11 protein-coding genes are annotated in these 14,622 nt (G+C 66.7%); 4 read left to right on the plus strand and 7 right to left on the minus strand.

The annotated features are described in order from the left end of the window. The first annotated feature begins 258 nt into the window (after nt 1–258). Entirely contained in the window at nt 259–1,998 is a 1,740-nt protein-coding gene (cdpA, locus tag WS66_RS23745) for a cyclic di-GMP phosphodiesterase CdpA (protein WP_218928994.1), read from the plus strand. Nucleotides 1,999–2,025: 27 nt separating this feature from the next. Further along, nucleotides 2,026–3,537, plus strand: coding sequence for an HDOD domain-containing protein (locus tag WS66_RS23750; RefSeq protein ID WP_059603356.1), 1,512 nt, complete (start codon nt 2,026–2,028; stop codon nt 3,535–3,537). A 70-nt stretch (nt 3,538–3,607) separates the two neighbouring features. Here WS66_RS23750 and WS66_RS23755 read toward each other — a convergent pair whose 3' ends face one another. The 7 genes from WS66_RS23755 to WS66_RS23790 form a co-directional block, all read right to left on the minus strand. After that, the gene (locus WS66_RS23755; RefSeq protein WP_059603353.1) at nt 3,608–4,402 is read right to left on the minus strand and encodes an ABC transporter substrate-binding protein; all 795 of its coding nucleotides are present in this window, start codon (nt 4,400–4,402) and stop codon (nt 3,608–3,610) included. A 355-nt stretch (nt 4,403–4,757) separates the two neighbouring features. Continuing rightward, complete coding sequence (astE, locus tag WS66_RS23765) at nt 4,758–5,792, minus strand: succinylglutamate desuccinylase (RefSeq protein WP_179955276.1); 1,035 nt, start codon at nt 5,790–5,792, stop codon at nt 4,758–4,760. Between the two features lie 7 nt (nt 5,793–5,799). Then, nucleotides 5,800–7,140 carry an N-succinylarginine dihydrolase gene (astB, locus tag WS66_RS23770; RefSeq protein ID WP_059603347.1) on the minus strand — a complete coding sequence of 447 codons (1,341 nt, stop codon included), beginning with the start codon at nt 7,138–7,140 and terminating at the stop codon, nt 5,800–5,802. Nucleotides 7,141–7,154: 14 nt separating this feature from the next. After that, entirely contained in the window at nt 7,155–8,618 is a 1,464-nt protein-coding gene (gene astD, locus WS66_RS23775; protein WP_059603344.1) for a succinylglutamate-semialdehyde dehydrogenase, read from the minus strand. 7 nt (nt 8,619–8,625) lie between these two features. Next, on the minus strand, nt 8,626–9,672 hold the full coding sequence (astA, locus tag WS66_RS23780; protein WP_059603341.1) for an arginine N-succinyltransferase: 1,047 nt from the start codon (nt 9,670–9,672) through the stop codon (nt 8,626–8,628). After that, nucleotides 9,669–10,721, minus strand: a complete 1,053-nt coding sequence (gene aruF / locus WS66_RS23785) for an arginine/ornithine succinyltransferase subunit alpha (protein WP_059603337.1) — start codon at nt 10,719–10,721, stop codon at nt 9,669–9,671. Before aruF ends, astA begins: the two co-directional genes overlap by 4 nt. Before the next feature lie 30 nt (nt 10,722–10,751). Beyond that, the gene (locus WS66_RS23790; RefSeq protein ID WP_059603334.1) at nt 10,752–11,984 is read right to left on the minus strand and encodes an aspartate aminotransferase family protein; all 1,233 of its coding nucleotides are present in this window, start codon (nt 11,982–11,984) and stop codon (nt 10,752–10,754) included. Between the two features lie 762 nt (nt 11,985–12,746). Here WS66_RS23790 and WS66_RS23800 point away from each other — a divergent pair. Continuing rightward, nucleotides 12,747–13,316, plus strand: coding sequence for a PAAR domain-containing protein (locus WS66_RS23800; protein WP_108064760.1), 570 nt, complete (start codon nt 12,747–12,749; stop codon nt 13,314–13,316). Next, nucleotides 13,264–14,514 (plus strand): IS256 family transposase, encoded by a 1,251-nt coding sequence (locus tag WS66_RS23805; protein WP_059600046.1) that lies wholly within the window; start codon nt 13,264–13,266, stop codon nt 14,512–14,514. Before WS66_RS23800 ends, WS66_RS23805 begins: the two co-directional genes overlap by 53 nt. The last annotated feature ends 108 nt before the right edge of the window (nt 14,515–14,622 follow it).

The raw sequence follows: 14,622 nt of genomic DNA on the forward strand, positions 1-14,622 counted from the left end.
AGTCAGCCTCGATGTAGGCCATACTGGCGTTCGCCTGTCGAACGCCAGTATGCATGACCCGGTCCGGCGGCAACGCCAGCCGCGGCCGACCGGTTAAAGATTCCGCCTGGTCTGCCGTTATTCCTTCCGGACAGCCAGTTCCAGCCCTTCACGTCAGCGAGATACATGGAAGCCAACAGGAAACAGACGCCACGCAAGGGCTCCTGGCGCAACGCCTTGCATACGCTGCGCCGCTTCGCCTGGTCGGGCGGCGCGCTGATGCCTGCACGCGCCGGCACGCCGCGCCGCGACGACACCGTGCGCAACTGGCTGGAACAGACGGTCGGCACGGTGGATTTCCTCGCCCATGTCGACCGCGAGCTGCGCTTTCTGTACGTGTCCGACGCAAGCCTGCGCTTCATCGGTTATCACCGCGACTACCTGCACACGCTGACGCTGCGCGACCTGATCGCGGAACAGGATACCGCGGCGCTCGAAGGCCTGCTTGCGCGCGCCGCGCGTTCCGGCCAGGTCGAGAAGGCGACGATGTGCATCGTCAAGTCGCTCACCTACCCGCTCGACGTCGAGATCCGCGCGTTCAAGAGCCGCCACCACGGCGTCGATGGCTTCGCGATCGCGGCGTTCGACGTGTCGGCCTGGCGTGCGCTCGAGGCGCGCCTGACGTACGAAATGCACCACGACCCGATGACGGGGCTCGACAATCTGTCCGCGCTCGTGCCCGCGCTGATGCGCGCGCAGCAGGCCGCCGACGAAAGCGGCACCTGCGCGGCGCTGCTGCTGCTCGACCTCGACGACTACCAGCGCATCAACCGCGCGCTCGGCTACGACGCCGGCGACACGCTGCTGCGCGACACCGCGCAGCGGCTGCAGGCGCTCGTCGCGCCCGGCGAGCAGCTCGCGCGCGTCGCGAGCGACAAGTTCGCGATCGTGTTCACCGCGCCGGACCGCGCGCGGGCAAGCGATGCCGCCGACGCGCTCGCGCGCCGGCTGCAGGCCGCGGTGCGTGAGCCTTACGCCTACCAGGGGCAGACCGTCCACCTGTCCGCGAGCATCGGCATCGCGCTGTACCCGGACGAACGCGCCGCACACCATCGCGCGCAGCATCACAGCCCGCTGCTGCGCCGCGCCGACCATGCGCTCGCGCAGGCAAAGGCGTCCGGCGGCAATGCGCTCGCGTTCCATGAGCCGGTCGACGATCCGGCCGACGCGGAACGACTGAAGCTCGAGGCCGATCTGTACGACGGCGTGCGCAACGGCGAGTTCTCGCTGCACTTCCAGCCGATCACGCGCAGCCAGTCGGGTGCGGTGGACGGCGTCGAGGCGCTGATCCGCTGGCGTCATCCGGTGCACGGCCTCGTGCCGCCGGCAACCTTCATTCCGCTCGCCGAATCGATCGGCCTCATCAACTATCTCGGCAACTGGGTGCTCAAGGCCGCGTGCATGCAGCTCGTCGCCTGGGATCGCCAGGGGCTCGCGCTGCAGTATGTGGCAGTCAACGTGTCGCCGCAGCAGTTCCGCGACCCGCGCTTTACGCAAAGCGTGCGCGAGGCGATCGCGTTGACGGGCATCGACCCGCGCCGCATCGTGCTGGAAATCACCGAAAGCCTGCTGATGCACGATCCCGTCCAGGCGAAGGGGCTGCTCGAGGAGCTGACCGCGCTCGGCATCCGCTTCGCGATCGACGATTTCGGTACCGGCTATTCGAGCCTTGCGTACCTGCAGCGCTTCCCGCTCGCGAAGCTGAAGATCGACCGCAGCTTCGTCGAGAACCTGCTGACGTCGCGCAACGACCGCGCGATCGTGTCGGCGGTGGTCGGCCTCGCGCAAACGCTCGATCTCGAGCTCGTCGCGGAAGGCGTCGAGACGGAGGCGCAGCGCGAGCTGCTGACCGAGATGGGCTGCAACCACATCCAGGGCTGGCTCGTCTGTCAGGCGCTGCCGTCCGAGGAGCTCGCGCGGCGCTTCGAGGCGCAGCAGCTGCGCCTGCACGCCGCCTGACGCGCGCGGCGAACCGGATACATCCGTATGTCAATCACCGCACACCTGCCCCGCACGGCGCTGCTCGACAAGCTGTGGGCCCGGATGAACGAACGGGGCGACTTCCCGCTGCTGTCGGAGTCGCTACGCGCGACGATGGCCGCGATGAAGAACGACGATCTCGACTTCACCGCGCTCGTGAGCGTCGTGCTGTCGGATTTCGCGCTCACGCAGAAAGTCCTGCGGCTCGCCAATTCCGCGATGTACATGGCGTTCGGCGGCAACATCACGACCGTCACGCGGGCGCTGATGGTGCTCGGCATGGACACCGTCGGCCATCTCGTCGTCGGGCTCAAGCTCGTCGACCATTTCCACCAAAGCACGCCGCGCCGCATCGACGCGAAGCTCGAGCTGAACCGCGCACTGCTGTCCGGTTGCGTCGCCCGCAAGCTGACCGAGCATGCCGAGTTGCGCGGCGGCGAGGAAGCCGTCGTCTGCACGCTGATGCGTCAGGTCGGCAAGCTGCTGGTGGTGTGCTATCTCGACAGCGAGTGGGACCGGATCCGGCGCCGCGCCGCCGAGCTGAACGGCGACGAAGCGGCGGCGTGTGTCGACGTCCTGGGCGTCGGCTTCCACGAGATCGGTCTCGAGGCCGCCGCGAGCTGGCGACTGCCCGACGTGATCCGCGCCGGCATGGCCGACGGCGACGGCGGCAGCGCACACGCCGCGAGCTTCGACGAGGACGACATCGACGAAAACCGCCAGCGGCCCCGCGACGCCTGCGCCGACGACAGCCCCGAGCGCGTGCGCTGGCTGCGCGCGGTGAGCCGCTGCTCGACCGACGTCGCCGGTGCGCTCGCGATGCCCGCGGGCCCGCAGCGCGATGCGCATATCGCGGCGCTCGCGCAGCACTACGCGCAGGAGCTGGACATCGACGCCGACGCGCTGGTGGAAATCGCCGACCGGCTCGCACGCGAGGAAGCGAGCGACACCGTGATGCGCGAGATCGTCGAGCTGCGCGCGAACGCCGACGCGATCGCGCGGGCGCAGCCCGATCCCGAGGCATGCCTCGAGGCCGGCCTCGCCGACCTGCGCGCGCTGCCGTCCGAACACGTGCTGACGCCGGTGCTCGCACTCGCGTCGGAAAGCCTGCTCGCGGGCCTCGCGTTCACGCGCACCGTGATGTTCGTGCGCCGTGAAGACGGCGCGTTCGCCGCGCGGCTCGGCTTCGGCCAGGACGTCGACGCGGCGCTCGACCGGCTGTGCTTCGACGAGCGCTTCGAGCCGGATGTGTTCCATCTCGCGATCACGAACTCGGTCGGCATCTTCATCGAGCAGGCGCAGGACCCGAAGATGGTGAAGCGCCTGCCCGCGTGGTATCTCAATGCGCTTCCCGGCACGCGCGCGTTCGTGCTGCTGCCGGTACGCGTCGGCACGAAGACCGTCGGCCTGCTGTACGGCGACTGGGCCGGTGCGCAGCCGGCGCGCAAGATCACGCAGCAGGAGATGAGCGTGCTGAACGAGCTCGCGCGGGAACTGGGGCGGTTCTTCCCCGCGTAACGCAAGCGGTGCCCCAAAAGCAAACCGGCCGCGAAAGCGGCCGGCTGCATCGTGCGACGGATCGAAACGCTTACTTGAGCGTGACCGGCACGCTGAAGTACTTCTTCGCGAGGTTGTCGATCGTGCCGTCGGCCTTCAGTTCCTTCAGCGCCTGATCGAGCGCCGTCTTCAGCGCCGCGTCGTTCTTGCGCAGACCGAAACCGACGCCCGAGCCAAGGATCTCCGCATCGCTGACCGTGCCGCCGGCGAAGCCGAAGCCCTGGCCTTGCGGCTTCGACAGGAAGCCCTTCGAGCCCGCCTCCGAATCCTGGAACGTCGCGTCGAGACGGCCGGACTTCAGGTCGGCGTAGGCCAGGTCCTGCGTCTGGTACGGCACGATGTCGACGCCGGCCGGCGCCCACTTCTTCTTCGCGTACGCTTCCTGGATCGTGCCCTGCAGCACGCCGACGCGCTTGCCCTTCAGCGCTTGCGGGGTCGGCAGCAGGCCGCTGCCCTGCTTCGCGATCAGCTGGTTCGGGATCGTGTAGATCGGATCGGTGAACGCGATCGCGTGCTTGCGCTGGTCGGTGATCGTCATGTCCGAGTTGATCGCGTCGAACTTGCGCGCCTGCAGCGCGGGGATCAGGCCGTCGAAGTCGTTCTCGACCCACACGCACTTCGTCTTCAGCTTCGCGCACACCGCGTTGCCGATGTCGATGTCGAAGCCGGTCAGCTTGCCGTCGGGCGTCTTGTATTCGAACGGCGCGTACGAGGCCTCGACGCCGAACCGGATCTCCTTCGGATCCGCAGCCATCGCGCTGCCTGCCGCCACGGCCGATGCCGCCACTACCGCGTGCGCGGCCACTTTACGCCAATCCAACTTCATCAGGTGTTCTCCTCGATACTCGAATGTTCCGGAACTACGGGCGCATGCATCATTGCAGGGTCGGATGACAACCACAATGCCGATGCCGCGCCTTGATGCGGCGCAACAGCCGCAAGGCCGCGATTGTACCAATCCGCGAGGCCCGATACGGCAAAGCGGCCGCCGGCACACGATGCTGCACTGCATGCGCGATGACGACCGGATGCGCCGTCGAACTTGCAAGACGATGTCGCAAATACGCAAGGCGCGACGCGCGGGCCGTCTGCATGGCATGCGGGCGTCGACGCACTTCGGGGATGCTGCCGGACGATGCGCGGGCGACGGATCGCCGTAGCCGCGCACCGCCGGTCTTCCGTCAGACGAGTGCGGCGAGCGTCTCGCGCGTGGTGTCGACGACGAGCAGGCCCGCGCGCAAACCCGGCTTCACGGTCGGATTCGGAAACACGATGCGCTCCTCGTCGTGCTGCACCGTGTAGCGGTAGTCGCCGTCCTGCGCGAGCACGGTGCCGCGCGCGAACGCGGTGAAGTTCGCGACGTCGGCCGCGACGAACAGCTCGAGCGCGTCGCTCTGCTTCGTGATCTGGTCGATCACCGTGAACACGCGCGGCAACGGCGGAGGGTCGACGTCGCGCGGCGCGCCCGAGACGAGGTTGCGCACCGCATGATCGGCCGACGCGAAGCGCGACAGATCGTTCTGGCCGAACGGCCGCACCTTGCCGAGTTCGAGCGTGCACGCGTGCGCGCCGCAATGCTCGGCCGTGTAATGCGAATACGTATTGCCCTTCGCGCTATGCAGCAGCACGGCCGCGATGCGCGCATCGCCGAGCCATTCGACCATCGCGCGGGTCGGCGGCGTGCCCGTGTGCGGCAGCAGCGCGAACTGCTCGAACACCGATGCGCGGATCGCCGTGTGCATGTCGATGTGCCAGCGCGCACCGCCCGCCGGCGCGGCCGCGAAGAACGCGGCGGCCGCCGCTTCGAGTTGCACGGCGCGCGGCGCTTCGCGGCTCGCGGGCACTTGCGCGTGACGGCCGCTGAACAGGCGGTTCAGGTCGTCGTCGAGATAGCGTTCGCCCGCGCGCATCGCCGGCACGTTGCCGAGCACGACGAGCAATCGGCACGCGAGCGGCAGCGTGCCTGCCGCGAGATCGCGCACGAGCATCGACAGCAGCTCGATCGGCGCGGTCTCGTCGCCATGCACGCCGGCCGACATGAGCACGCTCGCCGCGTCGCCGGCCCCTTCGGCCGAAGCCGGTTCGAGTTGGAGCAGCCCGTCGCCGAGCCATTGCCAGCGCACCGCACCGCCCGCGCACGTGCCGTCCTTCACGGGCGGCGCGTCGCCCGCGAGCGTGAACGCGAGAAAATCGTCGAGCAGCGCGGCGCCCGGCATGCCGGACTCAGCGCTGGAAGTCATACAGCGACCCGACGCGCAGGATCTGCGTGAGTTCGTCGAGCGCCGTGCGCGATTCGTCGAGCAGCGTCGGATCGGCGAGGTCTTCCGGTGCGAGACGGTCGCGATAGTGCTTTTCGATCCACGCGTCGAGCGACGCGAACAGCGTGTCGTTGATCCAGACGTTCGACGTGACGGCCGCGCGCTCGGCCTCGTTCAGCACGACGCGCAGGCGCAGGCACGCGGGGCCGCCGCCGTTCTTCATGCTTTCGCGCAGGTCGAATACCAGCACGTCCCGGATCGACCCGTTGCCTGCCGCGAGCTGGTCCAGATAGGCGGCGACGTTCGCGTTCTCGCGGCACTCCTGCGGCACGACGAGCACCTGCGAGCCGTCCGCGCGCGACAGCAGCTGGCTGTTGAACAGATACGACGTGACAGCGTCGTTCACGCTCACGGCCGCATCGGGTACCTCGATCACGTTCAGCCGTGCGCCGCGCGCGTCGAGCGCGGCCGTCAGCGTGTCGTAGATCGCCTGCTTGTTGACGAACGCGCGCTCGTGCGTGAACAGCGTGTCGCGGTTGCCGACCGAGATCACGTCGTTGTGGAACACGCCTGCATCGATCACGTCCGGATCCTGCTGCGCATAGACCGTCGCCGTCTCGGCGAGACCGTGGCGATGCGCGACCGCGCGGCTCGCCTCGAAGGTCTGGCGCGCCGGGAAGCGCTTCGGCTCCGGGCCGCGGCGATATTCCGCGCGGCCGTACACGAAGAACTCGACGCCCGGCTGGCCGTATTCCGCGCAAAAGCGCGTATGGTTCGCGGCCCCCTCGTCGCCGAGTGCCGGCGTGCCCGTCAGCGCCTCGTGCACCGCGAAGTGCGCGGGATCGGCGAACAGCGTCGACAGCGTGCGGCGCGTCGCTTCGTGCTCGATCGCGCGATGCAGCTTGCTGCACAGGTTGGCCGGCGTGAAGTGCACGCGGCCGTCGCTCGTGTCGGCCGACGGACTGACGGTGGCCGCGTTCGCCGTCCACATTGCCGACGCCGAGCTCGCCGCGGCGAGCAATTCGGGCGCCTGCTTCGCGGCCTTCGCGATCACGTCCGCGTCCTTGCCGGAGAAGCCGAGCTCGCGCAACAGGCGCAGCGACGGGCGCTCTTGCGGCGGCAGCACGCCTTGCGCGAAGCCGAGATCCGCGAGCTGCTTCATCTTGCGCAGCCCTTGCTTCGCGGCGGCCTTCGGGTTCGCGGCCGACTTCTCGTTGTTGAGCGACGCCACGTTACCGAACGACAGCCCGGCGTAGTTGTGGGTCGGGCCGACGAGTCCGTCGAAATTGGCTTCTTGTGCGTTCATCGTCGTTCCCTCGATCAGAAATGCAGGCCCGGCGACAGGCTCGCGGGCAAGGTCAGTTCGGTGCTTTCCACCGACGCCATCGGATACGCGCAATAGTCGGCCGCGTAGTACGCGCTCGGCCGATGATTGCCCGAGCGGCCCGTGCCGCCGAACGGTGCGGCGGACGATGCGCCGTTGGTCGGGCGGTTCCAGTTGACGATCCCCGCCCGGATCGTGCGGCGAAAGTGGTCCCATGCCGTCGCGTCGTCGGCCAGCAAGCCGGCGGACAGGCCGAACGCCGTGTCGTTCGCGCGCTCGATCGCTTCGTCGAACGTCGCGTAGCGGACGATCTGCGCGAGCGGGCCGAAATGCTCTTCGTCGGGCAGGTTCGCCACGCCGGTCACGTCGACGATCGACGCGTTCACGAAACCGAGGCGCGGATCGCGCTGCGTCATCGCGATGATCGGCTTCGCGCCCTGCTCGATCAGACGCGACTGCGCGTCCACGAGCTTCGCGGCCGCGCGTGCCGAGATCACCGCGCCCATGAACGGCTGCGGATCGGCGTCGAACACGTCGGCCGTGATCTTCGACGTGACGTCGGCGAAACGTGCGAGGAAGCGGTCGCCGAACGCGCCTTGCGGCACGAAGATGCGGCGTGCGCACGTGCAGCGCTGGCCGGCCGACAGGAACGCCGACTGGATCGTGTGATGCACGGCCGCGTCGATGTCCTCGACTTCGCCGATCACGAGCGGGTTGTTGCCGCCCATCTCGAGCGCGAGCACGATTTCCGGACGGCCGCCGAACTGCTTGTGCAGCAGCGTGCCGGTGTCCGAGCTGCCGGTGAAGAACAGCCCGTCGATCTGCCGATGATTCGCGAGCGCGATGCCCGTGTCCTTCTCGCCCTGCACGAGGTTCAGCACGCCGGCCGGCAGCCCGGCTTCCTGCCACACCTCGACCGTCGCGCGCGCGACGCCCGGCGCGAGCTCCGACGGCTTGAACACGACCGTGTTGCCCGCGATCAGCGCCGGCACGATATGGCCGTTCGGCAAGTGGCCGGGGAAGTTGTACGGGCCGAACACCGCGACGACGCCGTGCGGACGATGGCGCAGCACCGCGACGCCGTCGGCCATGTCCTGGCGCTTCTCGCCGGTGCGCTCCTGGTACGCCTGGATCGAGATGCCGACCTTCGCGGCCATCGCCGCGACTTCGGTGCGCGCTTCCCACAGCGGCTTGCCCGTCTCTCGGCCGATCGCGGTGGCGATCGCTTCCTTGCGCTCGGTGAGCAGCGCCGCGAAGCGCTTGACGATCGCGCAGCGCGATTCGAAGTCGAGTGCCGACCAGCCGGCGAATGCGCGACGCGCGCTCGCGACCGCGCGGTCGACGTCGGCCGCCGATGCGCTGCCGCCCTGCCATGCGATCGCGTCGGTGCCCGGGTTGCGCGAAGCGAAGACGGGGCCCGAGCCTGCGACCCAGGCGCCGTCGATGAAGAGTTCCGTCATGATTCGTTTATCCCTGTTTGACTTTGAGCGGCAGCACGCGGACCGGATCGCCGGCCTTCACGTCGAGCGCGGCGGCATCGTCGGCCGACAGCACGAACGAGCCATTCGCGACCACGCCCGGCGCGACGCCGACGCGGAAATCGCCGAGCGACGTATTCGACACGAGCGACTTCGGCGGATGGCCGCCCCACGCATCCTCTCGCGCATCCGGCTCGCCGATCGCGACCGGCACGACGACGCTTTCGCGCACCGTGCGCAGGTCGTTGACGTGGCATTCGAGCACCGGGCCCGCGTCGAAGATATCGACGTGATTCTGGTAGCGCAGCCCTTCCGCTTCGAGCATCTTGCGGGCCGGCAGCGTGTCGCGGTGCGTGAGGCCGACCGCGTCCTGCGCGTCCTGCGGCAGCAGGTCGACGTACACCGGATAGCGCGGCATCAGTTCCGCGAGGAACGACTTGCGGCCGTGCGAGCTCAGGTAGTCGGCCGCGTTGAAATCGATCTGGTAGAAGTGCGAACCGACCGCGCGCCAGAACGGCGACGTGCCATCCTCGTCGAAGTGGCCGCGCAGCTCCGCGCAGATGCGTTCGGGAAAGCGGTCGCGGAACTGCGCGATGAACATGAAGCGCGAGCGCGACAGCAGGCCGCCGACACCGCCCGTGCGATAGCGCGGGCTCAGGAACAGCGAGCACACTTCCGCGTAGCCAGTCAGGTCGTGCGAGATGTTCAGCGCGTGCATCCGCGTCCACACGCCGAGCTCCTGGCTCGCATGCACGACCGTGCTCACGCGATAGTTGTAGAACGGCTGTTCGAGGCCGACCTGCGACTCGATCCCGCACACGCCCGCGATGTCGCCCGTCTTCGAATCTTCCATCACGAAGAAGTAGCCGGCTTCGCCCGGCGCGGCCTCGCAGTCGAGCGTGCGACGCGTACGTTCGATGCGCGCGGCGAGCGCGTCGCGGTCGGGCTTGAACGTGGTCAGGCCCGGCCCGGTTTCCTTCGCGAGCGACACGAGCGCGTCGACGTCGCCCGTTTGTACGACCCGAACGACGATCATGCTGCGTCTCCCTTCATCTCTTCATCGTCGCGGCGATGCAGCGGCACGCAGCGCACGACATCACCATCCTTCACATCGAGCGCCGCGCGCACGTCGCCGGCCAGCGGCGCGTCGGCCGTGTCGCCCGGCAGGTCGGCCAGCACGCAGCGGAACGATTCGCCGCTGCCCGTCGACACCATGTACGCGACATCGCCCTGCTGACGCGCGGCTTCGCGCACGGTGCGCTCCGCGCCGTGCTTCACGCATGCGGTGCGGTCGACCTGCGCGGTCAGCACCGGGCCCGCGTCGAAGATGTCGACGAAGCGGTCCGGCTCGAAACCTTCCTCGAGATGGATGTCGTAGGCGAGCAGTGCCGTTTCGTTCGGCTCGCCGAGCACGCGCTGCGCCGCTTCCGGCAGCAGCGGCACGTAGAGCGGATACGCCGGCATCACTTCCGCGATGAACGTGCGGCTGCGGCCGCCCGACGCGATGTCGACGTCGGTGAAGTTGCGGCCGAAGAACTTGCGGCCCACCGCTTCCCAGAACGGCGATGCGCCCGTGTTGTCGCTCACGCCGAGCAGCAGCGTGAACACTTCCGGCGTGAAGCGGCGGCGGTTGGCGGCGATGTACATCATCCGCGCACGCGAAATCAGGTGGGCGGCCGCGTCGCCGCGCAGCGACGGATCGACGTAGAAGCCCGCCAGCCGGCTCTTGCCGGTCAGCTCATGCGACATCGTGAGCGCGTGGATCTTGCGGTTCACGTGCAACTCGCGCGACGCGTGGATCAGTGCGTCGTTGCGGAACGCGTAGAACGGTTCCGAGTAGCCGGCCGCGGCCACGATGCTCGCCGTGCCGAGCAGCTTGCCCGTCGACGAATCCTCGAGCACGAAGAGATAGAACTCTTCGCCGGCGAAATCGACGTCCGCGCGAAACGAATCCTCGGAGAGCGCCACGCGCGCTTCGAGCGCCGCGCGGTCGTGCGGCAGCGAGTGCAGGACCGGCTGCGCGGTGCGCGCCATGTGCGCGAGCGCATCGAGATCCGTGAGTTTGCCGGGGCGAACAAATAGCATCGTCGTTCCTGTCTGCGATGGGTGCGCCGATCAGCGCGCGGTGGCTTCCTGGGCCGCGAGCACCTGCTCGACTGCCTTCTCGAAGCGCTTCATGCCTTCGTCGAGCAGGTCGAACGGGATCACGAGCGACGGGACGAAGCGCAGCACGTTCGGGCCTGCGATCAGCATGATCAGGCCGTTCTCGGCCGCGGCGGCGACGAAGTCCTTCGCGCGGCCGTCGAATGCGGCGGTGAGTTCCGCGCCGACCAGCAGGCCCTTGCCGCGGATGTCCTTGAAGATGCCAAAGCGTGCGTTGATGCGTTCCAGCGCGCCCTTCAGCCGGACGCTGCGTTCGCGCACGCCTTCGAGCAATGCAGGGTCGCCGATCAGTTCGACGACCTTGTCCGCGATCGCCGACGCGAGCGGGTTGCCGCCGTACGTCGTGCCGTGCACGCCGACCTTGAAGTGTGCGGCCAGTTCGTTCGTCGTCAGCATCGCGCCGATCGGGAAGCCGTTGCCGAGCGCTTTCGCGGTCGTGAGGATGTCCGGCGTGACGCCCGTGTCCATGTACGCGTAGAACTGGCCCGTGCGGCCGACGCCCGTTTGCACTTCGTCGAAGATCAGCAGTGCGTCGTTCGCGTCGCATGCTTCGCGCAGTGCCTTCAGGAAGGCCGGATCGGCCGGGATCACCCCGCCTTCGCCCTGCACCGGCTCGACGATCACCGCGCAGGTTTGCGGGCCGATCGCGGCCTTCGCGGCTTCGATGTCGTTGAACGGCAGGTGCTTGATGCCGGCCGGCACCGGGCCGAAGCCTTCCGAGTATTTCGGCTGGCCGCCGACGCTGACCGTGAAGAACGTGCGGCCGTGGAACGACTGGACGAACGACACGATTTCGTATTTGTCGGCGCCATGGCGGTCGAATGCGACGCGGCGTGCGAGTTTCAGCGCGGCTTCGTTCGCTTCCGCGCCCGAGTTCGCGAAGAACGCGCGGTCGGCGAAGGTCAGCGATTCGAGGCGCTTGGCGAGGCGCAGCACCGGCTCGTTCGTGTAGCCGTTGCCGATGTGCCAGAGCTTGCGGCCTTGTTCGTCCAGGACCTTCAGCAGTTCAGGGTGGCCGTGGCCCAGCGACGTCACTGCGATGCCGCAGGCGAAATCCACATACTCGCGGCCGGCCGTGTCCCACACTCGCGAGCCCTCTGCACGGTCCGGCACGAACGGCGCGGGGGAGAATACCGGCACCATCACTTCATCGAATGTCTGGCGGGTCACGGTCGAGGTCGTCATGGTCGTTCCTTTCGGTTTCGTAAGAGGGTTCAACAGGATCAAGTTTAGGTAAGGGTGACGCAAGCGTCTTGCGGATTTGCGACGGGTTCTATCGGAAGCGCTTTTCTTCGGTCTATTTTGCCCTTCCCGGCGGGGGGGTCGGGGGTGGCGGTGTTTTTTGGGGCTTTTCGGGTGGTGCGCCCGCGTTCTTCGTGAAGCACCTGTGATCGTGTCGGTCTATTAGCGTCGCCCCTGCGCGGGGCGGCGGTTACTTTTCTTTGTCTTGCCAAAGAAAAGTAACCAAAAGAAAGGCGCTGTGAAAACACATGACCTCCCGGTGCGGTGGTCACCTGAGTGGCCCTCGCCTAAGTGTCCGCGCCAGCCAGGAACCCGGAGTGGTTCGAGCAATGGTTCTGACACCACTCACTACCCAACAGAGCGGTATACCGCCCGCCAGTTCCATCCTCTCTTCGCTCGGCTGACGGGGACACATCCCTCAAGCAGCACAGTTGGTCGATCGGTCCCGGGGGCCACGGCATGTAAATGACGCCACGAATCCCACCCACAAGCACCTCGTCATCCTCACGGCCCTTGAGAATAACGCGGCTGGCGAACACGGAATAACGCAGTCGGCACATTGCTTGATAACGCAAAGGGTAAATGAGCACCGTTTGACAAGTAGTGCAGCCAGCGTGATCACGCCTTCTCAAGTACTTCGAACAATATCGAGATATAGCCTTACGCCGTGCGGCTACCATTGTGACTTTCCGAGAGGGCCAAACGATGAATAGAAGAATTGCGGTTGTGGGTGACAGCCTTTCAAGCGGAGGAACAATTAGCCCATACAGCGGGCCACCATTCCTAGTCCACGGGCATCAAGCAGCCTTGATTGGCGGCAGTGCGTTCTGCACTGCATGTCAAAGCACCGGCGTCATCGCGAAGGCCGGCGGGCCATATCGACTCAAGTTTCAGGGAGAAGTCGCACTCGACCGCGATATTGTCCTGTGCGGCTGTTCGACTCCGCCGAGCATCGTTGCTTTGCTTGCCGGTGAAGCATGGTGTGATGATTGGCTAAAGGGTCTCGGGGAGGTCGTTTCGGACCGAACAACAACCGGCCGCGTCGTGTCGATCAAGCAAGGCGAATTTGATGAGCAGGTCGAGGCGAAGTGTAGCGGCAGTACTACCGGGCCCGCGGGTTACCCCTATTACATCGAGACGGCAGACGGCCGCATCCATTCCGGCGTGCTGGGCCTGTCAGTAATTTCGTGTTCAAGGCATATGATCCTCCCCAGGAGAACCTATGCCTCGCAAACCGAAAACCCCACCGGTAGAGCTACCGGCGATTCCCGCTGAACTGCTTGAACAATTCGGCAACGGCCCGATGACGGCCGAAGCGATCAATGCCGCGACGCTAGCCCTCAAGAAGGCGCTGATCGAGCGAGCGCTGGGCGGTGAGATGAATCACCACCTCGGCTACGCGCCGGGCGCGGCAAAACCGGCCAGCGTGACGAACCAGCGCAACGGCCGTGGCGCCAAGACGGTTCTGACCGAAGACGGACCGATCCGCATCGAAGTACCGCGCGACCGCGACGGCAGTTTCGAACCACTGCTGATCCCCAAACACGAACGACGCTTCACGGGCTTCGACGACAAGATCGTTGCGATGTACGCACGGGGCATGACCGTGCGCGAGATTCAGGGCTTTGTGCTGGAGCAGTACGGCACGGAAGTTTCGCCCGAATTCATCAGTTCGGTGACCGATGAGGTCATGGCCGAAGTGACGGCCTGGCAGGCCCGGCCACTCGAACCGATGTATCCGGTCGTATTCTTCGACGCGCTGCGCGTGAAGATTCGCGAAGACGCCGTCGTGCGCAACAAGGCCGTCTATCTGGCACTGGGCATTCTGCCCGACGGCACGCGTGACATCCTGGGCCTGTGGATCGAGAACACCGAGGGCGCCAAGTTCTGGATGAAGGTATTCAATGATCTGAAAACACGCGGCGTGGGCGACATCCTGATTGCCGTGACCGACGGCCTCAAGGGCATGCCCGAAGCACTTGCGGTGGTGTTTCCGGCCACGACGCTGCAAACCTGCATCGTCCACCTGATCCGCAACAGTCTCGATTACGCGAGCTGGAAAGACCGCAAGTCCCTCGCTGCTGCGATCCGCCCGATCTATACCGCCCCGAGCGCTGAAGCCGCGCAGGCCGAGCTGGATGCGTTTGCTGACGGTCCGTGGGGGCAGAAATTCCCGCCGGTCAGCACGGCGTGGCGCAACGCCTGGGATCGCGTGATTCCGTTCTTTGCGTTCCCGCCGGGCGTGCGCAAGGTGATCTACACGACGAACGCCATCGAGAACATCAATTCGCAGCTACGCAAGATCATCAAGACCCGAGGTCACTTCCCGACCGATGATGCCGCGACGAAACTGATCTGGCTGGCGCTGCGCAACATCACTGCCGATTGGGGACGTGCCGCTCACGACTGGAAGACAGCGATGAACCAATTCGCTATCCTCTACGAGGACCGGTTCGTTCGACCATCCGTGTGAATCTCAACCCCGCCTTGAACACGGAAATTCTGACACCCCCGGCGTGCTCGATGCAAACGGCGAGCTACCGCGCGTCCACACCGGCGACGGCCCCAGAGACTACACCGT

The sequence above is a fragment of the Burkholderia sp. LA-2-3-30-S1-D2 genome, from assembly GCF_001523915.2.
Classification (GTDB): domain Bacteria; phylum Pseudomonadota; class Gammaproteobacteria; order Burkholderiales; family Burkholderiaceae; genus Burkholderia; species Burkholderia diffusa.